The sequence below is a fragment of the Lacticaseibacillus sp. YLM2-1 genome (genome assembly GCF_056583465.1).
Genome location: NZ_CM152617.1, coordinates 1,100,925 through 1,125,068 on the forward strand (window position 1 = coordinate 1,100,925; position 24,144 = coordinate 1,125,068).

Consider the following 24,144-nt stretch of genomic DNA (forward strand, 5'->3'; position numbering starts at 1 on the left):
CCGATGAGAAAACGGGCGCGTTTGATATACAACCCTACATCCGGCAACGAAGGTTTAAAGCGCTTCGTCCCCGACATTTTGGATATCATGGAACAGGCAGGATATGAAAGTTCAACCTTTCAAACAACCCCGAAGCCTTTTTCTGCACGTGAAGAAGCAAAGCGTGCCACTGAAGCGGGTTTCGACTTAATTGTCGCTGCTGGTGGCGATGGTACGATTAATGAAGTGGTTAATGGGATCGCACCAGCTAAAAAACGCCCAAAAATGGCGATTATTCCAGCAGGGACGACCAATGACTACGCGCGTGCTTTGCGGATTTCGCGGGATGATCCGGTTGAGGCGGCCCAAGTGATTCTCAAAGGCCAAACCCTTGCGATGGATATTGGCCAAGCCAATCATCATTATTTTATGAACATCGCGGCTGGTGGCTTGTTGAGCGAACTCACTTATTCTGTGCCATCTGAAGTTAAATCTATTTTTGGCTATTTTGCCTATGTGATTAAAGGCGCCGAGATGTTACCAGCGGTGCGGACGGTGCCGATGAAACTGGAATATGATGGCGGGGTTTATGATGGACCCGCCAGCATGTTTTTCCTCGGCCTTACCAATTCTGTGGGCGGTTTTGAGCAGATCGTGCCGGATGCTGCACTTGGTGATGGCAAGTTCTCCTTAATTATTGTTAAAACAGCGAACATGGCGAATTTGCTGAAGCTAATGGCGCTTGTCTTCAATGGTGGTCGCCACGTGGATGATCCCAATATTATCTATACAAAGACTAAAAAGTTGCGGGTGAAGGCCGGCGGAGACGATCCGTTGAAAATTAACCTTGATGGTGAATACGGCGGCGATGCGCCGATGACGTTTATTAATTTGAAGCAACATATTGCCATGTATGCTAATCTAGACGAGATCCCGACCAAGAATCTTGGTACGGACGCGCAGAAGCAGAAGGACTACATGGCCGAAGTCGAATCCATTTCTCATCAAGATATTGATGGTGATGGACAGATCGGCTCACAAGACGAAAAGGATGACTAATTTGGCCCAACCAGCTGTAACCAAGAACCAAGATCTGGAAGTTACCATTCAAGATCTCACTTATGAAGGGATGGGCGTTGCCAAAGTTGACGGCTTTCCGCTTTTCATTGAAGATGCCCTGCCTGGCGAAAAAATGCAGGTGCATGTCCTCAAAACGCAGAAACAATATGGCTTTGCCAAAGTTGTCAAACGATTGAGCGACTCACCGGATCGTGTTCCCGGTGCAGATAGCACTTATATCCGTACGGGGATTGCGCCACTGTCGATCTTGGCATATCCGGCACAATTGCAATTTAAGCAGAAACAAATTCAAGAACTTTATAAAAAAGCGCATCTTGATATTGCGGTGCTGCCGACCATCGGGATGACGAATCCTTTAGGCTATCGCAACAAGGCGCAAGTACCGGTTCGTACCGTGAATGGCGAACTGCAAACTGGCTTTTATAAAAAACACAGCCACGACCTCGTACCAATTGAAGACTTTCTGATTCAAGATCCGAAAATTGACCAAGCCATTGTGGTGGTGCGTGATCTTTTACGAAAATACCATGTGCCAGCTTATGATGAGCGCGCTAATAAAGGCGTTATTCGTAACATCATGGTGCGCCGGGGCCATTATACGAAGCAGATGATGATTGTCTTGGTGTCACAAACTTGGCAAGTGCCGCATCTCAAAGATATTGTCGAAGAGATCACCTTAGCATTACCAGAAGTAACGAGTGTGGTTGTGAACTTGAATGACAAACGAACCAACGTCATTCTAGGCCGCAAGTCACGAACCATTTACGGCGAGGACTATTTGCTGGATAAGTTGCTAGGCAGTGAATTCCAGATCTCGCCAGTCAGTTTTTATCAGGTTAATCCGGTTCAGACTGAGGTGCTTTACAAAAAGGCCATTGAGGCTGCTGGTCTGACTGGTAAGAAAAATGTGATCGATGCTTATTCAGGTATCGGGACGATTTCCTTGACGATGGCACGTCATGCCAAACATGTTTACGGCGTCGAAGTGGTTGAACCTGCTGTGCGCGATGCCCGGGCAAATGCGGTGCGCAATCACATCGATAATGTCACCTTTGAAGTCGGCAAGGCGGAGGAGGTCATCCAACGCTGGAAAGACAACGAACTGCCAGTGGATGTGCTCATGGTCGATCCGCCGCGCAAAGGACTGGATAAAAGTTTCATCGACGCTGTCGGTTATATGAAGCCGCCAAAGATCGTCTATGTGTCCTGCAACCCCGCGACTTTGGCAAGAGATTTGCAGCTGCTAGCCGCCTTTGGCTACACAGCAAAGGAAACCCAGCCAGTGGACATGTTCCCGCAGACGCAGCATATTGAGAGTATTACGGCTTTGGCGTTGGCGAAGTAAGACTGCACAACTATCATGGCGCAACTCAAAGAGGCACCCGCACATCAATTGATTGCTGCGGGTGCCTCTTTTTGACTGTAGCAGGCATGAATATCTGTTGATTCAGTATCAGTTCTATTTCAGTTGAGATTTCGCCTTAGTCCGAGCTGGCTCCGCGGCGATTGGGCTGGAACGTGGTGGGCACGACTTCAAGCCCGCAAAGCCCGCGGTCTTGAAGCTCGGCCTTGGTCTAAGCGGAGAAAACCACTCCACTAAGACCAATCTCACCACTGAGCCCATCGCCGCTCCGCCAGCTCTCATGATTCTATTTTAGAACACGATCAGCATGTCGATCTTATTGTTGATTGAGGCTCGTATTTGGCAAAAGCACTGACTGAACGACAAGATCTTGATTCTTTGTGAGTTTGCAGTTGTGTCCACCACTCAAGCTTCGCAGTCGGCACCCCTGAATTGCCGCGGAACCAGCTCGAACTTTTACACTAGGCTTTTATTTTGGGCAAATCATGATAACACCCTAAATATTTGCTCATTCAAGTTGCTATAATAGGGCCATTTCCCTTATGATCAGTAGCAGTGACAAGAAATGGGGGAGTATGGTGCAGCAAAAGACTTTAGCAATGAAATGGTTATTTCTGGGTTCGTTGATTACGAATACCGGGATCAGCCTGATCTGGCCGTTAACAACGATTTATATGCATGAATATTTAGGTGAACCACTAACGGTTGCAGGGATTGTTCTTTTTGCTAATTCCATGTTTATGGTGATCGGTAACAGTTTCGGTGGGTGGTTATTTGATCATTGGCAGCCATATGGGACAGTTCTTGCTGGTATTGGCCTGAATCTCTTTGCGACCGGTATGCTGATTTTCTTCCATGGATGGCCGGCTTATCCACTGCTGTTAGTTGTGTCCGGTCTTGGCAGCGGTATCACAACGACGGCGATTAATTCCTATGCGACTCGGATTCAGAATAAACGACCGAGTGTCGTGTTCAATATTCTCTACTTTACATCGAATCTAGGGTTGGTTATCGGCACTTTAATTGTCGGATTTGTGCTGCCTTATGGTATTGGCGTTGTTTTCGCTTTGGCAACTGGCTTATTTGCCTTATTTTTAGTGGTTGCTTTGTTGCATTATCGAATTGATAAAGTGGCGATTGCGACTGCGACCACGCAAACTGTTAACAGCGAGCGCAACCCAGCCAAGCCGCGGTTAGTCATGTTGATGGTGACCTTATTTGTGACCTGGCTAATGTATGAGCAATGGCAGAGTAATATTTCTGCTTTCATGTTAGGCGAAGGTTTGACGATTAAGGATTATAGTTTCTTGTGGACGATTAATGCCTTACTAATTGTGCTATTCCAGCCAATTTTGACGGCTTTTGATCGCTGGTTATTACAACACATTCGCTTGCGTTTGATTGGCGGTTTTGTCTTGTTTGCCGGATCATTTTTGCTTTTGTTGAACGGTTCAGGACAGTATATAACGTTCATCGTGGCGATGATTGTTTTAACCATGGGTGAAGTCTTGGCCTTACCAGCAGTCTCGACTTATGTCACCTTGTTTACGCCATTGGCACAGCAAGGGCGTTATCAGGGATTGATTCAAGGCTTTGCTTCAGCTGGTCGCGCATTGGGTCCGTTGTTAGGAGCAATGGTGATTGAGGGCACCGGCAGCTATCAGTTGTTGTTTGTTGGTGCCACAGGCTTAATTTTGTTGGCGGCTTTGGGTTTTGCCTTCAGTGTTCGCCAGAGTATTCCGGCCCTGAACGATCCATTGCACCCGGTTACCCACCAGCAGTCGTGAAGTCTGAAAAGAATCGTTCGAGGGGATTATGAAAAAGAGAGGGGCTTTTGATTTGCGTTATCGACTGATTTTAAGTGACATTGACGGGACGCTGCTGAATTCAAACCACCAGTTGACCGATGAAGTTAAAACGGCCATCAAAGATTACGCGGCTGCTGGCGGAACCTTTGTGCTGGCTTCTGCGCGGCCGCCTTTGGCCATGACCGCTTTGGCACATCAGATGGGTCTCGACGTGCCACTTGCCAGTCTCAACGGTGCCGTCATTTGCCAACCGCAACATGGCGATTTAAAAATCCTGTCCGCAACGCCTTGGCCCGCTGGCATTGGTAGCCAAGCATACGAAGCGTTAGCTAAACTGGCACTCAGTCTGAATATTTTCAGTGGCGCGCATTGGTATGTGAACGTGGTGGATGCGTGGGTCCAACAAGAAGCCGCAATCACAGGCTTTGGCGCAGAAACTGCGCCTATGGAACAAATGCTGGCGGAAGGATTGCCAGTGCATAAAATGCTGTGCATGGGTGAGCCTGCTGTGGTTGATCGCGCGGAAGCCATCATTCTTGCCCATCCAGAGTGGCAATTGGTCGCTAGCCGTTCGAAACGAACCTATCTAGAAATTGTGCGGCAAGGCGTGTCAAAAGAAGCCGCTCTTCGCCAACTCAGTGACTTGTTTGCCATCCCCATGACTGAGACGATGGCGTTGGGCGATGGTGAAAATGATTTGCCAATGTTAAAAACTGCTGCACTTGGGGTGACCTTGGCCAATGGGTTGCCTGTGGTATTAGATGCAATTAAAACTGTTGTCCCTGACAACGATCATGATGGTGCAGCGGTCGCCATCAGGAAATATGCGATGGCCAAAGCATAATCAAAAAGGCGCCTTGACAGGATTCAATTTTGTCGGGGCGTCTTTTTATTCTGTATAAAATAGTTTTAAACGAATCTATTTAGTCTTTCAAAGCCTCAACAGCATGTTCAAGCTGCTGCTTTTGAGCATCGGAAATCTCCGGATATTTTAGCGGCAAAGCGGTGACTTCTTGATTGATAATCTGCGAAACAATCAGCCGTGAATACCATTTATCGTCAGATGGAATGATGAACCAAGGATTGGCCTTGGTTGCCGTGTTCTGAATAGCCTCTTGATAGGCTTTTTGATAATCATCCCAGTAGCGGCGTTCCTTAATATCAGCCAGTGAAAACTTCCAATTCTTTTCCGGAACCTCGATACGCTTAAGGAATCGATTCTTTTGTTCCGCCTTGGAAAGGTGCAGGAAAAATTTCAAAATTAGAATCCCGTTGCGCCGTGCGTAAGCTTCCAAAGCTTTAATATCATTGAACCGTTCAGCCCAAAGACTATCGGAAACGTCCTGAACACTGTCAATACCAGGCAGGTTTTCCTTGAGTAACAATTCGGGATGGACGCGGTCAACGAGGACTTCTTCATATTGGGAGCGGTTGAAAACTGTTAATTCGCCGCCAGCGGGAAAGGCCTTGTGAATTCGCCACAAAAAATCATGATCTAGCTCCAGCTCAGTCGGCACTTTGAACGAGACAACTGAGGTGCCTTGTGGATTAACCCCAGACATCACATGCTCGATCATACTGTCTTTTCCTGCAGCATCCATGCCTTGGAAAATGATCAAAACACTGTATTGTTTTTGCGCGGCTAAATGTTGCTGTACTTTTGATAATGTTTTGATGTTATTCTCAATATCTGCTTTAATTTGATCTTTTTTATTTTTAAAACTATCTGGCGGTGTGGTCGTGAAGGCTTTCATATCAAACTTGCCTTTACCGTCAAACCGATATTGTTCTAATGCCATCTCATCACCCTCTCTGTCTTATTGCTTTTAAGATAGAAGTTTCAAGGACATTGTGCAAGCAATTGACGCGCTTGCTTAGTCAAACTATGCTTGCATTATCGCATTTAAAAACCGCAGGAGGAGCATCGGATTTTGGTTCGACGAATGCGCTTAAAAGGAGGAATTTTGATGTCATTACCACGTATTCAAGATGATTTATATATGGCAGTCAACGGGACTTGGCAGCAGACCACGGTGATCCCGCCTGACAAAAGCGTCGTGAGTGCTGACAGTGATCTAACTGATAGCATTCGAATCAAGTTGGTAGCCGATTTGAAGAAAATAAACGCGGCACCACAAGCCGCCGATTCACCACTGCAAAATGCCGCACGACTATTTGCTAAGGCTAATGATAAAGTTCGACGCAACCAACTCGGCATGACACCGGTTCGTGCACGGCTGGATAAAATTGCTGGGCTTAAAACGCTGGCCCAGTTTCGTGCAGCACTGCCAAAACTACTGGCGGAGCAATATGTGTTGCCAGTAAGCCCGTACGTTGATGCTGATATGCACGATGCGGCTCACAATATTTTGAATCTTGGTGGTCCGGCCACGATTTTACCTGACGCTGCCATGTATCAAACCGATGATGCAGAGAATGCGGCAGATTTAGCTGCATGGTCGAAAATGGTCGCAACGCTTTTGGGTGAGGCCGGTTTTGACCAGACAGCACAAGCGCACTATGTGGAGGCGGCTAAAAGCTTTGATCGCCGATTGGCTGCGTTCATTCCGGCAAATGTCGATTTTGCCGTTGATAGCACCTTTGACAATCCGCTAACCTGGACTGAATTTGTAGAAGATGCTGGTTTCTTAGGCATTCCCGAAGCTTTGGCTGCTAAAATGCCGCAGACACCGACGAAGGTCAACGCCGTGGTGCCTGCTTATCTGCCGCATCTGTCGACATTAATCACCGAAGCAAACTATCCAGAATGGCAAGCATGGATGCTGATTAGCGAACTATTGGCTTGTGCTGATTATTTAAGCGATGATAGCCGCCAACTTGCTGGTCAATATGACCGTTTTTTGGCTGGACAGCCTGAGCCCGAAGCTTGGGAAAAGCATGCTTTTGGAGTTGCCAACGACTATTTTGATGATGCCATTGGTCAGTACTATGGCCAGACTTATTTTGGCGCGGATGCGAAAGCGGATATTACCGCGATGGTCAAGGAAATTTTGCAACAATATCAAGTTCAACTTGAACACAATACTTGGTTAAGCCCAGCGACCAAGCAGAAGGCTATCCGCAAATTAGCGACTATGAAAATTAAAATGGGTTATCCAGATCAACTTTTCCCGCTTTACGCGACCCTGCATGTCGAGCCAGAGGCTGATTTACTGCCGACCATTTTGCAATTGAGCCAGCAGACGCAAGACTTTTGGCTTCAGCAGGTGGGTCAGCCAGTGGATCGCAATGTTTGGGGGATGCCGGGGCACCTTGTGAATGCCTGCTACGATCCGATGAAAAATGACATCACCTTCCCAGCCGGAATTTTACAGCCGCCATACTACTCACTGAACTGGACCCGAGCGCAAAATCTTGGCGGTACCGGTGCTACCATCGGTCACGAGATTTCACATTCGTTCGATAATAATGGCGCCTTGTATGATGAATATGGCACGTTAAATAATTGGTGGACGGTTGAGGACAAACAAGCCTTCGACAAGTTAGTGACAGCTATTGCGGATCAATTTGACGGTTTATTGTATGAAGGCGTCAAAGTGAATGGCCGACTGACGGTTAGCGAAAACATCGCCGATAATGCCGGCATGGCGGTGGCGTTGGACTTGTTAGGGGATTCGGCTGACCCGAAAGTGCTGCAAGACTTCTTTATTGCCTATGCTCGTTCTTGGGCGACCAAAATGCGGCCAGAGCGCGCTAAAACGGTGTTGCGGCAAGATGTCCATGCCCCGGCGACCTTGCGGGTTAATGTCCCTGTGCAAAACTTTGAGGCGTGGTATCAAGCTTTCGATGTACAGCCGACCGATGGTATGTATCGATTGCCCGCAAAGCGCGTCACGATTTGGCGTCGGTAGCATTTAAACACATTTGTTTTAAATAAAACCGATATTAGTAGGCCTATCTTGTCCCTGAAATCGCCTCATAACGCTGTGTGTCAGTTATTAGTTGTCTTTAAATCTAAAATGAAACTGAGATGATCACCATGAGCGCCAGCCGTCGTTGGTTGATTTTGATTGCAACTTCAATTGTTTCCTTTATGGCTACATTGGATGCCAGCATCGTCAATATTGCTTTGCCCTACATTGCCCGGGAGCTGAAGGTGCCGATGAGCACCGTCGAACTTGTCACATCAGTTTATATGATCGCGATTTGTGTCCTGCTTATTTTCTGGGGGAAGTTGTCTGACAGCGTGGGTCGGATCTGGTTGTTTCAGTTGGGGACCATTTTGTTTGCACTAGGCTCGCTTTTTTGCGGACTATCCATGACCTTACCATGGTTATTAACGGCCCGACTGATTCAAGCCACTGGTGCCGCGATGACGATGGCGACTAATTTTGGCATTATCACCGCCATTTTTCCGATGAATCAGCATGGTCGCGCGCTCGGGGTCAACAGTGCCTTGTTGCAACTGGGCAATATCGCTGGTCCCGGTATTGGCGGCGGGGTGTTGGCTGTTTTAAGCTGGCATTGGATCTTTTTGATTAATGTGCCGGTTGCGCTGGTGGCGTTTTTAATTGGCGTGCTGGTTTTTCCAAGGCAGCGGCCGTCCTTGGCGGGGGCCCACATGGATTGGCCGGGATATGGCAGTTATTCGGTCATCATTTTGGGCTTTTTCATCACGGTGTTCTGGGCACAAACAGCCGGACTGTCGTGGGTGACGCTGTTACCAGGGATGCTTGCGTTCGTCGCTCTTGTGGCTTTTGTTCATATTGAGCGATATGCATCTGACCCGCTGATTCCGTTTGCCATTTTCAAAAATCCGGGTTTCACGATTGGTATTCTGACTGCGATGATCGTCTATATGCTCGGCTATTTTAATAGCGTGATCATGCCGTTTTATCTGGAAGAAACATTAGGCTTGAGTGCGTTAACGGTGGGCTTTTGTATGATGGCAATTCCGGCGGCCAATGTTATCAGTGCACCAATTGGCGGGAATCTGGGCGATCATTTCGGAGCAGAACGGGTGTCTTTCTTCGCGCTGTTTCTCTGGTGTGTGCCGATGGGGTTGTTTGCCGCGGCAACCCCGAACTGGCCGTTGGGTTGGATCGTGTTTGGCCTCGCGTGGTCAGGATTGGCCAATGGCGCTTTTCAAAACAATCCGATGATGATGGACAATGTCGCGCCGAAGTTTCAAGGACTGGCGGGGTCAATGGCTGCGCTTGGCCGTAATTTGGGGATGACAATTGGTGTTGCCTTGGTGACAAGCTTGTTGTACCTGAATATGAGTACGCAGGCTGGTCGGTACATTCATGATTATCCGCATGGCCATCCCCAGTGGTTTATCTATGGCATGCACCGCAGCTATGATTTTGCTCTGCTACTCTTATTGCTAGCTGTGCTGCTGTTAGGCTGGTTGAACCTGCATCGGCTGCACGAGCGTAAACAGTCGTTAAGTTGAGAATTAAAAAAAGAGACAAGTTCTGCGACCGATTATCAGGCGAAAACGCATGGTAAACAGCCGAAAACTTGTCTCTTTTTTCAGATTAATCTTTGCCAGCACGATCATAATGAATCCAGCCAGTTTCGCGGACGCCAAGCTGATCATACAGATGCTGGGCGCCATGATTGCTGATCCGTGTTTGCCAACTGCAGCCTGCATAACCGCGCTCATCAGCCAGTTGAAAGGCAGCCTGCATCAATTGTCGGGCCAAACCGTGGCGGCGAAACTTAGGGGCGACATAAACATCATTGATGATCAACAACGGCTTGAGCGTGCGGGTGTCAAAACTACGATAAAGAATCGCAAAGCCGACCAGTTGCTGGTCCAACTCAGCCACAAGCAAAGCCCCTAATGTGGCATCAGTCCGTAGCTGATTCAGATGAGCAGCCATGGCACTTTCATCAATCGTAAGTGGGACAGGGCTGTCATGATAATAACCTTGAACGAGTGATAATAAAGGCGAGACGTCGTTGGTGATGGCAGGGCGAATGGACATTGGAAAAACCTCCTTGGCCATAATCTGGTCCTATTTTACCTTGAAGTACGCCTAATTAGCACCTTTTCATGCTTGATTGACTGGCTTTTGGACATTCTGAATAGCTACCAGACAGACTAAAAAAAGACTAATTTGCCATATATAGGCAAATCAGTCTTCGCTCTCATAAATAGTCTGTTGGAATTTAAAGATTGCAGCATTTGGCATGGCAAGGAAGTTTTAGCGTAGCACTTCCTATGATTATTTGGGCTCTGACAAATTGTAGGTTTCAGAAGTTATCGTTCAGCCTGAGAGATAGTCATTGCCGATCGTCAGTAGCCATCGAGAAGACCGCGACACAACCGAAGCCGGTGTGGCTGGCGATGGTGGGGCCGATGTTGCCGACTTGCAGCGGTGTTTCAGGTGAGGCGGCATGCAATCGGTCTTTCACGAAGTTGGCGGCGTCATAATCGCCTGATGTTGAAATGATGACCCGGTGCGTCGGATTGGCTTTAACAGCCTTCAGCGTTTCATCAGTTAAGTCGATCAGTGACCGTTTTCGGGCGCGGACTTTGCGCACAACGCGAAGTTTCCCAGCAGTATCGACGTCCATAACCGGCTTAATATTCAGCATCGTTCCAAGGGCTGCTGATGTCCGCGAAACGCGGCCGCCATGATACAGAAAATCTAGCTTATCAACGGTGAACCACATCCGATAATGCAACCGATGATCTGTCAGCCATTGCGCTAACTCAGCAATCGGCATGCCAGCATCGCGTTTATCAATCGCGTCCAACACAAATTGGCCTTCCCCCGCGCAAGCGGCTAATGTGTCGATTAAATAAATTTGGGCATCAGGATGCTTTTCTAACAACATCGCTTTAGCCTGTGTTGCAGAATCAAACGTACCGCTTAAACCACTGGAGAAACCAATGTATAGAATCGGTGTTTTGGCTTCAACATAAGGTGTGAAGAAATCCACAAATTGGCCAACGTTGACCTGTGTCGTTGTTGGCATCACATTTTGCTTGAGCTGCTGGTAAAAGGCATTGATATCGTATTTATCTTCGCCAAGATCGTCTTCGTATTCCTGACCATCGATTGTAAAATGCATTGAGACAAAATCCACATGATGATCGTGTAATGTTTGATAGGGTAAGTCGCAGCAAGAATCGGTTAAAAGCTGGTACATTAGGTTCACCTCTCGTTGCCCGTGGTTAGCCACGGGGTATTTCCATCAATGTTACGCTGTTTTATCTATTTCTGAAAGTGCCGCACGGCTTTTCAAACATAGCGAGTGTTTTTTAACGCCTAAAAACAAGAGCTAGTTGCAAATCATTGGCCAACAATGGCCTGTTAAGACGGCATTTTGTCTAGCAGAAGGGAAAAGCTGACTTTTTGCCCAAAAAAGCCGAATAGCAGTCATCGTGCTATTCGGCTGTGACCGGATCAGTTATTGTCGGTAGTCTTCTTTTGGTTAAATAAGGTACCGACTGCTGGGATGCTACCGAGAGAATCAATGGCAGTGCTTGGCAGCACAACTGTGTTAGCGGTGCCCTTTGCCAGCGCTTCAAGTGCTTCGACATTCTTGTATTGCAAGTACAGATTGCCGTTATCAATCAGGCCGGCATTAATCGAATTGATCTGATCTTTGACGGCATCGGCAATGAGTCGCTGACTTTCAGCATGACCTTGCGCCTGCAAAATCTGAGTTTGTTTGTTGGCTTCGGCTTCAAGAATAGCCGATTGTTTTTCGCCTTCAGCTTTGGCAATGGCAGCCTGTTTGTGGCCTTCAGCTTCCATGATGTTGGCTTCCTTTTCACGAGAAGCACGCAACAGTTTGTTCATGGAATCCTGAATCGTGGCGTCAACTTGGATGGAATCGATGTTCACCCGATCAACATTCAGGCCGTAACCAGCAGTCGTTTCAGCAATTTGCTGGAACAGCGTTTGGTTAATCGTTTCGGTTCCGTTCAAGACATCGTTTAAATCCATATTGCCGATAATACCACGCAAGTTAGCGCGGGTATCTTGCACCATAGAAAGAACGGAATCCTTGTTTTGGTAAACATAAGCATTAACGTTGGTAATATGATATTTCAATGTTTCGGAAATGCGGACGACAACATTATCTTTGGTAATGACTTCCTGTTCGTCAACCTTCAACGGAATTTGCTTCATGTTGACAATTTCGGTAATCCGATAAATTAGCGGTGGCACCATGTGAAAACCAGGCTCTAAGGTTGCCACATATTTACCCAACCGTTCCACAATGCCGACTTCACCAGTATGGATGATGGCAACGCTGGAGAAAAGAATGGCAACGACAATGACTAGGACAACAACAATTAACGAGATCAAAATAATGCTATTCATAAAAATCACTCCTTCAAAACATCTAACCAGATGTCTATGAATTTCTACTGATACGGGTGACATGTATTAGGAACTTGGCGTGGCTTAATAATGCAAAGCATGTTCCGGTTTTACCACGCTGAGATACAACGGCGAAATAGCGTTGACAACGACCTTGTCGCCAGCGGCTGCATCATCTTGGACTCGATAATGATAATGAATGCCATAAAGGGTGATTTCGCCACTCGCGGCCGAAGTTGGCAACGTAAAAATCGTTCCTAAGAGCCGTTCATCAAGCATTTATCCGTCTCCTTCCCAGTTCCGCGATTGCGTTTGGTGGAAGCCTCATCAGCTTTGCAAAGCAATCGCTATCACACGCTAATTCTAAAGCACGGGTGAGGGAAAGACAACGATGACGACTTCAAAAAGCAAGTTATTTGCTTATGTTGGATAAAATTACTATTGTTTTTGCTCGCTTCTATTCTTATTGGCCTTTACTTAACAGACTGTGACGTTGATAAAACCAAATTTCGCGAAAATGATCGACTTTGCTACAATGGTAAAAAAAGAGCGTGAGCTGACCCGATTAGAAACCGGCGTGTAAGCGGCGTCAAGCGCAATGGCCGCACTTGGGCCATTGCGCTTGAGGTCCTTACACAAAGGTTTCTGGGTCCGCGATCGCGTTTAAAAAGAGCGTGAGCTGGCGCGGGTAGCAGCCGGAGCATAAGCGGCTTGGTCGTTGCGGCCAAGGTTCTTATGTGAAGGATGATGCGCCAGTGAAGGCGTTTATACGAGGAGGGGACACTGTGCGCAGTCGGGTCATTTATGCTGATACCTATCGCAAACGTCATCAAAGACGCTTATTTTTGCTGGCCGTTTTAATCATCGCTTTGGGCGCACTGTTTGTTTGGTGGCATCAGCGCAATCCCCGCCCTGATCCGCAGACCTATCCCGTGTTGGGTGTGCGTCTTGACCAAACCGATGGGGTGCAGGATTTTGACAGTTTGCGCAGCAGCAAAGTCAGTTTTGTCTATCTCAAAGCGACTGAAGGCAGCAGCTATTTTGATGATAATTTTAATACGAATTTTAATCAGGCAGCTGGCAGTCGACTGAGCATCGGCATTTACCATGTGTTCAGCTTTGAAACGACACCCCAAGCCCAAGCTGACCAATTCACGCGCCAAGTCGGCCAAAATATCGGTGATTTACCGATTGGCATTTACTTAAGCTATTACACTGAAAAGAAGCCAAGCACACAATGGCTGACAACTCAGTTACAAACTTTTGTCACATTGGTGCAGCAACATTATCATCGCCAAGTGTTGCTGATGGGTAGCCCAAGTATTTTAAAAGCTGTCCAAAAAGTCGACCCCCAAGCACCACGCTGGGTTGTAAGCGACAAGAAGCCGACAACGAGCAGTGGTTTCTGGCAATATACGTCTGGCGCCCGGTTGCCGAATGGACCGCACGCAGATTACCGCGCTGCCGTATTTATGGGGGATCGGGCGGCCTTTTTAAAACTGTCTCAGCAGATAGTCAATTAACGCCAAACACGGGAATTGTCAGCTAATCATAATTTTTGTGGCTGTATATGACAAAAGTGTTCGTTGATTGTTCGCGAAAAGCCATGTCAACCTTGACACCAATGCGGCATAATAGTTGCGAGGTGAAACTGGATGAAGAAAGTTTTGATCGGCCTTGTTGTGCTGATTGTGCTGGTATTTGGCGGCTTGAAAATTTTTGAAATCACAAATTATGGTGGCACGACTTATTACACGAAGATCACAAACGCTGGTCAACAGGCCACTGACCATGATCAAGATGGTAATAAATACACCATCTACGCCTACGACTTGCCCGGCTATGATGAAAAAGGCAGTTTGCAGCAGCTGAAGTTCAATGCTAATCAAGACCGACCACTTAAAATGAATGCTTATTTGAAAGTGATATACAATGATAAAAAAGGCGTCACTGATTGGCAGCGTGTCCCGCGAGCAGAGGTGCCAAAAGCGGCGCTGGCAAAGTTGGACTAGTCAATAAGATGCCAAAACGTTTCATAGACGTGAAGGTTAATTCAACCAAATAAAAACGGCTGATTTTCCGTATTGGAAAATCAGCCGTTTTTTGATCGCTCATAGATAACCCAGCAGAATTTACAGATGACAGTGCCAAGATTGAGCCACATCTAGCCAAAGATTACAGCGTTTGGCACGGCAAAAATCTGTTGATCAACTTCTGATGACTTTAAACACTCGGAACAATAATTGCATAAGTGGCATCTTCGGCCTCGTCGTAGATCGTTTGCGGACCATTATCGTCGGCCGTGATGACCAACTTATAGCCGTAATGGTCGAGAAAAGTCAGCTCATGGATGGTGATGCCGACGACTTGACCGGGAAGCACTTTGTTGTCGATTGCGATCTGCAGTTGTGGCGAGATCGCCAGCGAGTGGGTCTTGTTGGTTTGCTCATCGAGAAATGCAAAATTCCCCGTAAAATTCTTCGCCAATGCCAATGCAGGATTGGCTGCCTTGGTTTGCGACTCCTGATGATGACCCCGATGCGCGAGTGCATGTTTCAGCCCGCGTAAAAAACTCGCCATGTTATTCGACCTCCCATTTTTTCATTACATTAAGTCTACCATGACTTTTTCCTTTAGTGGTTACAGTGATGCTGTTTTTCTGTTACTGGGCTGTTACAATAATGGTAAGCGGTTCAGAGACTTGTCAAAAATACTTTGTTTTTAAAAGGATGACGGCAACTGAATCGGGATAAGCGTGCGTGATGACGCTTGATGATTGACCGTGTGAGTTGAAGACCGCCAGTTTATGAAGGCCACGGCTTAGGCGGTTTCGCGGTGTCTGGCATGTGCATCAGCACGTTAAAAAACAGAGCACGATTCAGCCAGTTTCTGAGCTGAATGGCGTGTCTGAAAAGGGGGATTTGCCATGTTAAAACTCGGTGTGATTGGAACAGGTTGGATCACCAAGCAATTCGTGGCGGCAGCGATGGCGACGAAAGCTTATCAGTTCACCGCTGTTTATTCGCGACATCAGGAAAGCGCGCAATCATTTATTGACAGCACGGCACCAGCTACTGCTTATACGACGATGGATGCTTTTCTTGGCAGTGATATCGATGTTGTTTACATTGCCAGTCCAAATAGTTTGCATGCGTCTCAAGCGTTGGCAGCGTTAGACGCCGATAAGCATGTGATCGTGGAGAAACCATTGGTTGCCACGACCATGGAGTTTGAAAAGTTGGACGAAGCGTTGCGGAAGAAACCTTCTTTATATCTGTTTGAGGCAGCGCGTCACGTGTATGAACATAACTTTGAAGTCGTCAATGAATTCACCCACAGTCAACCGGTTGATGGGGCCACCTTAACGTATATGAAGTATTCGTCAAAATACGATGCCTTTTTAGCTGGCAAGTTGCCGAATGTGTTTAATCCTGAATTTGCCGGCGGCGCTTTAATGGACCTCGGTATTTACCTTGTATATGATGCGATTGCATGGTTTGGTGTACCGGAGAATGCCGTTTATTTGCCGCATTTTCTCAAAAGCGGGATTGACGGCGATGGCGTTGCTCGTCTCGACTATGGTAAGTTTGCGGTGACATTGATCACGGGTAAAACGACTAATAGCGAGTTGCCGTCAGAAATTTATTCTGGCAAGCAAACATTGATGATGGACAACGCTGCTGAGCTGGAGACCGTTAAGCTCGGTGATCAAGTGCTGAGCACAGAAAAGTTGGCTAATCCGATGGAAGCTGAGGCAGCCTATTTTGCAAAAGCAATTGTCGGCAAGGACCGCAACGCTTTTGACAAGGCATGGCAGCTCGCCAAAGAGGTTCATCAGGTCATGTCAATTCTGCGGACCTCCGCAAATCTGGATTTTTAGTGAGGACAATATTGTGACAATTGCAACCCCGTTCCAAAAACGCTGGCAAGCAGCCGGCTATACTGAACAGACGCCGATTCAAACCGCCGTGTATCAACCGCTGAAAGCCGATGAAGATGTTGTTGGGCTTGCTCCAACAGGCTCAGGGAAAACATTAGCTTTTGGCTTACCACTACTTGAAAAAATGGTACCAGGCGATGGCTTACAACTCTTAATTTTGGCACCATCACAAGAGTTGGCGATTCAAACCCGTGATGTGCTCACACCTTACGCCAAAGATATTGGTATCACCGTGCAAGGCGTTATTGGCTCGGCGAATGTCAAACGTCAGCTCGATAGGCTAAAAGAAAAGCCAGAAGTCGTTGTTGCAACGGCGGGTCGCTTATTGGAACTGATTCAGTCGCGTAAGTTGAAACTTGATGGGTTGCAAACGCTGGTCGTTGATGAAGCTGATGAAATGTTGCGTGATCCAGGATTTGATCAGGTTCGAGAGATTGCGGCAGCAGCACCCGCGGAAGCACAATTGGCCTTTTTCTCGGCCACGCCAAGTCCTTATTTTAAGGAGCTGCATAAGTGGTTTGGTAAAACACCAGACATCATTGATGTTCGGGCAATTGATCGAACCCGTGGCGAAGTCAGGCATCTGTTTTTGCAGACGGATCGGGCGCATCAGGTTGATTGGTTACGCACCTTAGCCCATACCGATGGCTTCAAAGCCTTGGTCTTCTTCAATCAAAATTCGTCCTTGGAACGCGTGGCGGGGATCTTGCGTCATCAGGCGGTTCGCTTTGCAGTCTTGTCACGCGAAGGCCGGCAAACGGTTCGACAGAAGGCATTGACTGATTTTCGGCGCGGACGAATCACGCTCTTGCTGGTGACCGATATGGCAGGGCGCGGACTGGATATTCCTAAGTTGCCGGCTGTGGTAAACTTTGAACCACCGAAGCGCGCGGAAGTTTACATTCATCGGGCTGGGCGGACTGGCCGGATGGGTGAGGCAGGTCTGGTTGTGACCCTGGGGGATGATCATGATCGCCGCGACCTCAGCAAGTTGGTACCGCAGTATCATATTCATCGCGGCTATATGTCAGAGGGCAAGCTTGTGGACACGCCGCCAGCTAAAAAAGTGTCCGAGGCGTCGGCACCAACGACGGTTGAAAAGCCTGCATCGCCAGTCGCCAAGCAGCAGCCAGTTAAGCCAGAAGTGGCGCAAGAACCGGCTGTTCGTCCGCGTCGCAAGCATAAGAAACATCGCCTGCGAGATCAGCGGAATAAAGGCAAGCACAAGGATAACGCATAATGCAGCATCGGATGTATGATGAAGACAAGGGGGCAGTCATGGTGAGTATGAAAGCAGAACAAATGGCTGCCATGATGACATTGATGAGCGCTGCCGGTGATGCGGAAAATGCAACCATGACGGCGATTGACGAAGCCAAGGCCGGCCATGCTGAGCGCAGCCGTAAGCTGTTGAAGCAGGCAGATGCCAAGTTGAAGCAAGCTCATCAAGCTCAGACCCAGATGCTGACGTATGAAGCACGAGGCGAAAAAGTTGACGTGACATTATTGATGGTGCACAGTCAGGATCATCTAATGAGTGCGATGACCATTCGCCGGCTTGCCGATGAGATTATTGATCTTTATCAGCAAGTGCAGGCGCGTAAATAACGGCTGGCACAGCGCGGTTGACGTGCCTGCAACCGCGGCAATAACGCGCTCGCAATCAAGAGAGGTAATCCCCATGAAAATCGAAAAAACATTACAGACACCAGCAGCTTTTTTATATAGCAAGATTATTGCGCCCGTACAAGCTGATATTGCGGCGGCTAACAATCAACAGGTTGCGGCGGCAGAACTCGGTGGTTATGCTTATCGCAAGCAATTTCCAGATGGCGAGTGGGCCAAAGTTAAGGTTACCAAGAATGTGATTGATCGTGAATTTGCGATGTTGACCGTCACCCGTTTCTCGCGGTTCAAGGTTCGGTACCTGATCACGCCGTTAAATGCCAATGCCAGCCAAGTCCGTGTCAGTGAAACCGTGCAGCCGGTTAACTGGGCGGCGCAACTGAAGCAAATGGTGACCGAATTATTGGTCGGCAATAAACGCCGCCGTAATTACGGCCGGATGTTAGATTCGATTGAGCGGTCGTATATGACGGCTTAGGCGTTGTTCGCTGCATGTTGAACACTTTATAGTCAATATTTGCAAATGAATTTGAATTGCCCTGTGGCTTTTGGCATAATTGACTTTGTCTGGTGCCCTTAGCTCAGCAGGATAGAGCGACTGCCTCCTAAGCAGTAGGTCATCGGTTCGATTCCGATAGGGCACAGTACGAAGCACAGTCTTGATGGCTGTGCTTTTTTGGAAATCACATTGCACATTCTAAAAAGTCTTAAAGATTAAAAATGAGTGCAATCACATTTTTGCGGTAGCTTGATTTGTCTAAAAGGAGATTACGCGATGCAAGCCTTCACAGCCGTTTATTTGCCGGGCTGGTTGATTTTCATTGGCGGTATGTTGATCATTAGCAGTGTGAATGCAGCGACGGTGCAAGCCATGGTGAATCGGGCCGGGCGTTCGAATACGCAGCTCTGGTATATGAAACCAGGTATTTTTGTGCACGAGCTGTTGCACGCGGTTGTTGCGCGGCTCTTCGGATTACAAGTGACTAACTTTTCCATGCGAGCTGATGTGGTTAGCGGCAGCGCAGCGCATGTCAGTTTGCGGTACAATCGGCGCTCGCCTTGGGCACAACTGGGATTATTTCTGTCCAGCAGTGCACCTGTCTGGGGCATCAGTACCGTGTTGCTGATCATGGGACGATGGGCCTTTTTTCCGACAGATGGCCGGCTTTGGCCAGTCTTAACTGCCGCCACGAGTCTTAATGAAAAATGGGTGGCGATGCGCGGCTTGATTCAGATCAACTGGGTTTGGTTTGCGGCTTTTATCGTCACGGCCTTGGTGCTGACGCCAGGCATTGCGCTTTCAGCTCAGGATCTGCGCAACATGTGGCGCAGTGCCCCGATCGTGTTCTTGCTGACAATCGTGATTTTTTATGTTTTTTTGACGTTTTGGCCAGCTGGATTTGCTTGGTGGTCGCTGTTGAACTTGAATATGTTATTGTTAGATGCGATTATGCTGCTTTTCAGTATCTTGATTTGGTTACTGGCAAGCATTTTGTGAATGAATGTTGACAAGTGAGAGGGCAAATGTGCCCGATGTCATAATCTATAAGTGAAGCCTTTTGTTCTTTAGTAGGGGGAAGACGATGATTGCGCCGCAAGCGGAGACAATTTTAAAGGAAAAATTTGGCTATGATCATTTTCGTGCTGGTCAAAATCAGGCCATCAGTCGCGTTTTGGCTGGTGAAAGCACGCTGGTTGTGATGCCAACAGGCGGCGGGAAATCGTTGTGTTATCAGATTCCAGCGATGTTGTTGTCGGGATTGACGCTCGTGGTGTCGCCGCTCATCGCGTTGATGAAGGATCAGGTGGATGCGTTGAACGATAACGGGATCCCGGCGGCTTTCATTAATAGTACCCTTGATTATCAAGAGATTGCTGATCGTCTTGACCAAGCAAGAAGTGGTCGGATTAAATTGTTATATGTTGCCCCAGAACGGTTTGACACGGATTGGTTTGTGCAACGGCTTGGCAGCACCGATATTTCGTTATTTGCAATTGATGAAGCCCATTGTATTTCTCAATGGGGTCACGATTTTCGACCGAGTTATTTGAATCTGGCGAATGTGGCGGCTCAATTGCCTTCGCAGCCACCGGTCATTGCCTTGACCGCAACGGCCACACCGCGAGTTGCGCAGGATATTTGCCAGCGACTGGCGATTCCGGCTGACGGGATGATTAATACTGGTTTTGAGCGAAGTAATCTGAGCTTCAAGGTCGTGCGCGATCAGGATGAAGATCGGTATCTATTAGATTACCTGAAACTGAATGTCGATCAGGCGGGCATCATCTATGCCAGCACCCGTAAAGAAGTTGACCGTTTGTATACCTTTTTGGCACATAAGAAGTTGCCTGTGGCCAAATATCACGCGGGCATGAGTGAAGCGCAGCGTGCTGCTAATCAGGAAGACTTTTTGTTTGATCGCAAACCAATTATGATTGCAACGAATGCGTTCGGCATGGGTATTGATAAAAGCAACGTGCGGTTTGTCATTCACGCCCAGATTCCCAAAGATGTCGAATCGTATTATCAAGAAGCCGGTCGGGCTGGTCGTGATGGCTTGCCGAGTGAGGCAATTTTGCTGTTTAAGCCGCAAGATCTCCAGGTTCAGCGGTTCTTCATCGATCAATCCGAAGGCGATGACGAGCACAAACAGCGGCAATATGAGAAGTTGAAAATGATGGAACGGTATGCGAACACAGATCAGTGTTTGCAACAGTTTATTTTGAACTATTTCGGTCAAAACGGGACAAACCCATGTGGTCGGTGTTCGAATTGTTTGGATGACCGGGAATCAGTGGATGTTACGGTTGATGCGCAGAAGGTCTTATCTTGTGTGGTTCGCTTGCATGAACGTTTTGGCAAAGGCGTTGTGGCGCAAGTGCTGGCGGGGGCCCACAATCAGCGGGTATTGTCGTTTCATCTAGATCAATTGTCAACTTATGGGTTGATGAGCAGTCGTCGTCAACGCGACATTACAACGTTCATAGATTTTCTGGTGGCTGGCGGTTATTTAGAAACCCGCGGTGGTCAGTACCCAACTCTGGGCTTAACGGCCAAAGGCGCTGAGGTTCTTCGCGGACAAGCGCAAGTATTCCAGAAGACGGCGCAAAAAGCCGAGCAGCATCTCGAAGTCGACGACACTGTCTTTCAGGAACTGCGCAGTACTCGGCGACAACTGGCGGAGCAGCAGCATTTACCGCCTTATATGATTTTCTCTGATAAGACGTTGAAGGCAATTGGCAGCGCCATGCCGCAAAGTCTTGATGAGTTGATGGCGGTCAAAGGCGTCGGGCAGGCGAAGTTGGATAAGTATGGCCAAATCTTTTTGGATGTCCTGCAGGCGATTAAGGCCAAGGCTTGAATGGCTAGTGTCGATCAAAAAAGGTCGTGATCGCGTCTTTCCCGTTTTGAAGCGGGGGGATGCGGTCACGGCCTTTTTAGCTTTTTACCAGGTTTTCTCCGCCACTTTGGTTTATTTGGCGGAGAAAAGACAATTTACGGCGGAGAAAAATACCTAAGCCCAGTCACCATTGCGGAAAATCGGAACGACGGTGCCATCGGCCTTGATGCCGTCAATATTCATGTCAGCTGAGCCCATCATGAAATCAACGTGCGTGTTACTTTGATTGAGGCCAGCCGCGGTGCGTTGGTCGGTGGTCATGGCAACGCCGTCTTTGACGGAGAATGGATAAGCTTGTCCGAGCGCCATGTGATCAGAGGCGTTTTCGTCATATAACGTGTTGAAGAAAATCAAGCCGGATTGGGAAATCGGGGATGGATCAGGGACCAGCGACACTTCACCAAGCGAGCGGGCGCCGGGGATCTTTAGCAGGTTTTGTAATACCGCATCTCCACGATCAGCATGGGCGTCGACGACTTGACCGTTTTTAAAGGTAAAATGCATCCCCTCAAGGATATTCCCGGAGTAACTTAGCGGTTTTGTGGAGGCAACTGTACCATCAATGCGGCGGAAATCCGGCGCCGTGAAGACTTCCTCTGTCGGCATGTTGGCCATGAATTCCTCACCGCGCGGATTATAGGCGCCAGCACCTTCCCAAATATGGTGCTTGGGCAGACCGACAACCAAATCAGTACCCGGCGCGACATAATGAAGCCGATCGAACTGCTCAGCATTCAGCCAGTCCGCTTTTGTTCGCAATTGTTGATCATGGGCTTTCCAAGCAGCTTCAGGATCAGGCTGATCAATTCGGGTGGTTTTGAAAATAGCCGCCCAGAGTTTATCAGTCGCTTCTTCCGGGGTATTGGCATCAGGAAAAACTTTTTCGGCCCATTTTGGACTTGCGGCGCCGATGATGGTCCAGCTAATCTTCATTGAGCTGATTGCGTCCATTAGGCGGGCGTAAGCTTGATTGAAGGCATTTTGATAGTTAGCGATGCGTTGTGGATCCAGTCCTGCAAGGTTGTCAGGATCGGCAGAGATCACAGTAATCCGTTTGGCATTGTGATCGACCCAGTAGTCAAACTGACCCTTAATGAAATCGGGGATGTTGTACAGGCGGGATGTTGCCATGTGGGCCATGTCCAACCGCTTGATCAGATCATCGTGCCACTGAACTTGCACTTCAGCGGCACCACGGTCATAAGCCGCAGCCACAATCAACTGCGCAAGTTTGGCCTGATCCACGGCAATTTGCAAATAAACCGTGTCACCGGGTTTCACGGCGACGCCAATATCAACGGCGAGCTCTGCATATTGTTTGAGGCTTTTGTCAAAGTTAGGTAATGTCATCTTTCGTTCCCTCCAAATCCGTCGTTGGCAATAGTCTACCATAGCAGTCATCATTACGTGCTCAACAGTTCTAAAAAACGTCCGTGCTTTATGTTTAAATAAATGACACCACAAAGCATGGCGTTCTCTTTAAAAAATACTTCGAAAAAAATTAAGAAAACCGTCAATTTGTTTGCAAATAGTGTTTCTTTCTGGTATGAGGTCTGGTAAAATAACAGCATAACATCTAGATTGCCTTTTGGAGTGGAGGCGTATCCAAAGATGTTTGTAAATGAGTTGTGTGCAAGCTAGTTTTAAATAACTAAAGAAAGCAAGGGGAACATTATGGCACGAAAGAAAACAATTACGCATGATCAGATTCTCAATGCGGCGTATGACCTTGTTGTGGAACAAGGCTTCAAGAGTTTCACAGCGCGGAATATCGCCAAAAAGATGAACTGCTCAACACAGCCAATTTATTTAGAATTCAAAAACATGGCTGAGCTGAAACAGGCTGTCATGGATCGAATTAAAGAACTACTTTCACTGAAAATGGCAAAGCATTTTACCAACGATCCAGTCGTTGATTTGGGGCTTGCTTATATCAATTTTGCACTTGAAAATCGGCCATTGTATCGCGCCGTTTTTGTGGAAGATCACTTCGGTGTTGATGAAATGCGCGAATATGCGATGAGCACCGCAATGCGCGTATTCGATTCTTACGAACCAGCGCAGCACTTGAACGAAGCACAGTTGCGCAACACGATCTGCGGGGTATGGATCGTTGCAACGGGGATCGCCAATTTAATGGCACCAGGCTTCATTGATATTACACGAGATCAAATGGTTGATATTCTAACGGCTGTGACACAAGACTTCATTGTTAACGGCCGCTTCTCAGACGACCCGCGCATCTCTTGGTTTCAAGACGCCAAGATCGCTCAGGGATACTAACGATCATTAATAGCAAATTGGGGATAACCGTTCCGATGTGGAGCGGTTTTTTTTAGAGCGTGAGCAGGAGCGGTTAGAAACCGTAGTGTAAGCGGCCTTGGGCGTGATGGCCGGGCTTTGGCCATTGCGTCCAAGGTCCTTACACGGAGGTTTCTGGGCCAGCGAACGCGTTTAAAGGCGAATGCTTTTTCAACGACAATGAGTCCCACCGGTTAACAAAGACGGCAACAGTGCAAACCCTGATCTTGGGCCAAACACTGCTGCCGCCTTTTACATAGTTGCCACTTCACCGAATCACTGGAAAACCATCTCACAATGCGCTACTTTAAAACTAACGATGTTGTCTACCGTCTCA

Annotated in this window: 22 protein-coding genes and 1 tRNA gene; 16 read left to right on the top strand and 7 right to left on the bottom strand. The window is 47.8% G+C overall.

What is annotated here, in order from left to right; genetic code table 11:
* Window positions 1-3 precede the first annotated feature (3 nt).
* From AC07KQ_RS05370 to AC07KQ_RS05385, 4 genes are all read left to right on the top strand, one after another.
* A complete protein-coding gene (locus AC07KQ_RS05370; RefSeq protein ID WP_003564476.1) occupies window positions 4-1,038 on the top strand; it encodes a diacylglycerol kinase in 1,035 nt (344 codons plus the stop codon).
* Window positions 1,031-2,404, top strand: coding sequence for a 23S rRNA (uracil(1939)-C(5))-methyltransferase RlmD (rlmD, locus tag AC07KQ_RS05375; RefSeq protein ID WP_162484116.1), 1,374 nt, complete (start codon window positions 1,031-1,033; stop codon window positions 2,402-2,404). Before AC07KQ_RS05370 ends, rlmD begins: the two co-directional genes overlap by 8 nt.
* Window positions 2,405-2,997: 593 nt before the next feature.
* Complete coding sequence (locus AC07KQ_RS05380) at window positions 2,998-4,209, top strand: MFS transporter (protein WP_020751533.1); 1,212 nt, start codon at window positions 2,998-3,000, stop codon at window positions 4,207-4,209.
* A 28-nt stretch (window positions 4,210-4,237) separates the two neighbouring features.
* Window positions 4,238-5,074 carry a Cof-type HAD-IIB family hydrolase gene (locus AC07KQ_RS05385; protein ID WP_013245625.1) on the top strand — a complete coding sequence of 279 codons (837 nt, stop codon included), beginning with the start codon at window positions 4,238-4,240 and terminating at the stop codon, window positions 5,072-5,074.
* A 79-nt stretch (window positions 5,075-5,153) separates the two neighbouring features.
* On the opposite strand, the gene AC07KQ_RS05390 is transcribed toward AC07KQ_RS05385, so the two are convergent.
* Window positions 5,154-6,029: a PPK2 family polyphosphate kinase gene (locus AC07KQ_RS05390; protein WP_003578566.1), complete on the bottom strand. Its 876-nt coding sequence runs from the start codon at window positions 6,027-6,029 to the stop codon at window positions 5,154-5,156.
* Between the two features lie 168 nt (window positions 6,030-6,197).
* Here AC07KQ_RS05390 and AC07KQ_RS05395 point away from each other — a divergent pair, with 168 nt between their 5' ends.
* Window positions 6,198-8,102 carry a M13 family metallopeptidase gene (locus tag AC07KQ_RS05395; RefSeq protein WP_013245626.1) on the top strand — a complete coding sequence of 635 codons (1,905 nt, stop codon included), beginning with the start codon at window positions 6,198-6,200 and terminating at the stop codon, window positions 8,100-8,102.
* A gap of 119 nt (window positions 8,103-8,221) precedes the next feature.
* Window positions 8,222-9,646 carry an MFS transporter gene (locus tag AC07KQ_RS05400; RefSeq protein WP_013245627.1) on the top strand — a complete coding sequence of 475 codons (1,425 nt, stop codon included), beginning with the start codon at window positions 8,222-8,224 and terminating at the stop codon, window positions 9,644-9,646.
* 85 nt (window positions 9,647-9,731) lie between these two features.
* On the opposite strand, the gene AC07KQ_RS05405 is transcribed toward AC07KQ_RS05400, so the two are convergent.
* The 4 genes from AC07KQ_RS05405 to AC07KQ_RS05420 all read right to left on the bottom strand — a co-directional run bounded on the left by AC07KQ_RS05405 (window position 9,732) and on the right by AC07KQ_RS05420 (window position 12,818).
* A complete protein-coding gene (locus AC07KQ_RS05405) occupies window positions 9,732-10,184 on the bottom strand; it encodes a GNAT family N-acetyltransferase (protein WP_003574439.1) in 453 nt (150 codons plus the stop codon).
* Window positions 10,185-10,482: 298 nt separating this feature from the next.
* Window positions 10,483-11,355, bottom strand: a complete 873-nt coding sequence (locus AC07KQ_RS05410) for a DegV family protein (protein WP_003569778.1) — start codon at window positions 11,353-11,355, stop codon at window positions 10,483-10,485.
* A 257-nt stretch (window positions 11,356-11,612) separates the two neighbouring features.
* Window positions 11,613-12,539: an SPFH domain-containing protein gene (locus tag AC07KQ_RS05415; protein WP_003578571.1), complete on the bottom strand. Its 927-nt coding sequence runs from the start codon at window positions 12,537-12,539 to the stop codon at window positions 11,613-11,615.
* Window positions 12,540-12,623: 84 nt separating this feature from the next.
* Complete coding sequence (locus tag AC07KQ_RS05420) at window positions 12,624-12,818, bottom strand: hypothetical protein (RefSeq protein WP_003564497.1); 195 nt, start codon at window positions 12,816-12,818, stop codon at window positions 12,624-12,626.
* A gap of 506 nt (window positions 12,819-13,324) precedes the next feature.
* Between AC07KQ_RS05420 and AC07KQ_RS05425 the strand changes: the two genes are divergently transcribed.
* Window positions 13,325-14,062, top strand: a complete 738-nt coding sequence (locus AC07KQ_RS05425; protein ID WP_013245630.1) for a GH25 family lysozyme — start codon at window positions 13,325-13,327, stop codon at window positions 14,060-14,062.
* Between the two features lie 132 nt (window positions 14,063-14,194).
* Window positions 14,195-14,551, top strand: coding sequence for a YxeA family protein (locus tag AC07KQ_RS05430; protein WP_003564501.1), 357 nt, complete (start codon window positions 14,195-14,197; stop codon window positions 14,549-14,551).
* Between the two features lie 211 nt (window positions 14,552-14,762).
* Here the strand turns inward: AC07KQ_RS05430 and AC07KQ_RS05435 are convergent, their stop codons facing one another.
* Complete coding sequence (locus tag AC07KQ_RS05435; protein WP_003564504.1) at window positions 14,763-15,119, bottom strand: DUF4828 domain-containing protein; 357 nt, start codon at window positions 15,117-15,119, stop codon at window positions 14,763-14,765.
* 346 nt (window positions 15,120-15,465) lie between these two features.
* On the opposite strand from AC07KQ_RS05435, the gene AC07KQ_RS05440 reads away from it, so the two are divergent.
* The 7 genes from AC07KQ_RS05440 (at window position 15,466) to recQ (ending at window position 21,467) form a co-directional block, all read left to right on the top strand.
* The gene (locus AC07KQ_RS05440) at window positions 15,466-16,419 is read left to right on the top strand and encodes a Gfo/Idh/MocA family protein (protein WP_016386677.1); all 954 of its coding nucleotides are present in this window, start codon (window positions 15,466-15,468) and stop codon (window positions 16,417-16,419) included.
* A gap of 13 nt (window positions 16,420-16,432) precedes the next feature.
* Complete coding sequence (locus AC07KQ_RS05445; RefSeq protein WP_003578577.1) at window positions 16,433-17,719, top strand: DEAD/DEAH box helicase; 1,287 nt, start codon at window positions 16,433-16,435, stop codon at window positions 17,717-17,719.
* Window positions 17,719-18,087, top strand: a complete 369-nt coding sequence (locus AC07KQ_RS05450; RefSeq protein WP_003569787.1) for a PTS lactose/cellobiose transporter subunit IIA — start codon at window positions 17,719-17,721, stop codon at window positions 18,085-18,087. The genes AC07KQ_RS05445 and AC07KQ_RS05450 overlap by 1 nt, the downstream gene beginning before the upstream one ends.
* A 73-nt stretch (window positions 18,088-18,160) precedes the next feature.
* On the top strand, window positions 18,161-18,583 hold the full coding sequence (locus AC07KQ_RS05455; protein WP_003564512.1) for a DUF3284 domain-containing protein: 423 nt from the start codon (window positions 18,161-18,163) through the stop codon (window positions 18,581-18,583).
* Between the two features lie 92 nt (window positions 18,584-18,675).
* Window positions 18,676-18,749, top strand: a tRNA-Arg gene (locus AC07KQ_RS05460).
* 131 nt (window positions 18,750-18,880) lie between these two features.
* A complete protein-coding gene (locus tag AC07KQ_RS05465; RefSeq protein WP_013245632.1) occupies window positions 18,881-19,603 on the top strand; it encodes a hypothetical protein in 723 nt (240 codons plus the stop codon).
* Window positions 19,604-19,688: 85 nt separating this feature from the next.
* On the top strand, window positions 19,689-21,467 hold the full coding sequence (gene recQ, locus AC07KQ_RS05470; RefSeq protein ID WP_013245633.1) for a DNA helicase RecQ: 1,779 nt from the start codon (window positions 19,689-19,691) through the stop codon (window positions 21,465-21,467).
* Window positions 21,468-21,620: 153 nt separating this feature from the next.
* Here recQ and AC07KQ_RS05475 read toward each other — a convergent pair whose 3' ends face one another.
* The gene (locus tag AC07KQ_RS05475) at window positions 21,621-22,856 is read right to left on the bottom strand and encodes an aminopeptidase (RefSeq protein ID WP_016386679.1); all 1,236 of its coding nucleotides are present in this window, start codon (window positions 22,854-22,856) and stop codon (window positions 21,621-21,623) included.
* Between the two features lie 324 nt (window positions 22,857-23,180).
* Here AC07KQ_RS05475 and AC07KQ_RS05480 point away from each other — a divergent pair, with 324 nt between their 5' ends.
* Complete coding sequence (locus AC07KQ_RS05480; RefSeq protein ID WP_003564519.1) at window positions 23,181-23,789, top strand: TetR/AcrR family transcriptional regulator; 609 nt, start codon at window positions 23,181-23,183, stop codon at window positions 23,787-23,789.
* The last annotated feature ends 355 nt before the right edge of the window (window positions 23,790-24,144 follow it).

Bases quoted from the DNA above. Each gene is read 5' to 3' on its own strand.
- AC07KQ_RS05410 (WP_003569778.1), bottom strand. From the start codon at position 11,355: ATGTACCAGCTTTTAACCGATTCTTGCTGCGACTTACCCTATCAAACA.
- AC07KQ_RS05475 (WP_016386679.1), bottom strand. From the start codon at position 22,856: ATGACATTACCTAACTTTGACAAAAGCCTCAAACAATATGCAGAGCTC.
- AC07KQ_RS05415 (WP_003578571.1), bottom strand. From the start codon at position 12,539: ATGAATAGCATTATTTTGATCTCGTTAATTGTTGTTGTCCTAGTCATT.
- AC07KQ_RS05380 (WP_020751533.1), top strand. From the start codon at position 2,998: ATGGTGCAGCAAAAGACTTTAGCAATGAAATGGTTATTTCTGGGTTCG.
- AC07KQ_RS05450 (WP_003569787.1), top strand. From the start codon at position 17,719: ATGCAGCATCGGATGTATGATGAAGACAAGGGGGCAGTCATGGTGAGT.
- recQ (WP_013245633.1), top strand. From the start codon at position 19,689: ATGATTGCGCCGCAAGCGGAGACAATTTTAAAGGAAAAATTTGGCTAT.
- AC07KQ_RS05370 (WP_003564476.1), top strand. From the start codon at position 4: ATGAGAAAACGGGCGCGTTTGATATACAACCCTACATCCGGCAACGAA.
- AC07KQ_RS05440 (WP_016386677.1), top strand. From the start codon at position 15,466: ATGTTAAAACTCGGTGTGATTGGAACAGGTTGGATCACCAAGCAATTC.
- AC07KQ_RS05480 (WP_003564519.1), top strand. From the start codon at position 23,181: ATGGCACGAAAGAAAACAATTACGCATGATCAGATTCTCAATGCGGCG.
- AC07KQ_RS05400 (WP_013245627.1), top strand. From the start codon at position 8,222: ATGATCACCATGAGCGCCAGCCGTCGTTGGTTGATTTTGATTGCAACT.
- AC07KQ_RS05405 (WP_003574439.1), bottom strand. From the start codon at position 10,184: ATGTCCATTCGCCCTGCCATCACCAACGACGTCTCGCCTTTATTATCA.
- AC07KQ_RS05430 (WP_003564501.1), top strand. From the start codon at position 14,195: ATGAAGAAAGTTTTGATCGGCCTTGTTGTGCTGATTGTGCTGGTATTT.
- AC07KQ_RS05395 (WP_013245626.1), top strand. From the start codon at position 6,198: ATGTCATTACCACGTATTCAAGATGATTTATATATGGCAGTCAACGGG.
- AC07KQ_RS05385 (WP_013245625.1), top strand. From the start codon at position 4,238: ATGAAAAAGAGAGGGGCTTTTGATTTGCGTTATCGACTGATTTTAAGT.
- AC07KQ_RS05390 (WP_003578566.1), bottom strand. From the start codon at position 6,029: ATGGCATTAGAACAATATCGGTTTGACGGTAAAGGCAAGTTTGATATG.
- AC07KQ_RS05465 (WP_013245632.1), top strand. From the start codon at position 18,881: ATGCAAGCCTTCACAGCCGTTTATTTGCCGGGCTGGTTGATTTTCATT.
- AC07KQ_RS05420 (WP_003564497.1), bottom strand. From the start codon at position 12,818: ATGCTTGATGAACGGCTCTTAGGAACGATTTTTACGTTGCCAACTTCG.
- AC07KQ_RS05455 (WP_003564512.1), top strand. From the start codon at position 18,161: ATGAAAATCGAAAAAACATTACAGACACCAGCAGCTTTTTTATATAGC.
- AC07KQ_RS05435 (WP_003564504.1), bottom strand. From the start codon at position 15,119: ATGGCGAGTTTTTTACGCGGGCTGAAACATGCACTCGCGCATCGGGGT.
- rlmD (WP_162484116.1), top strand. From the start codon at position 1,031: ATGACTAATTTGGCCCAACCAGCTGTAACCAAGAACCAAGATCTGGAA.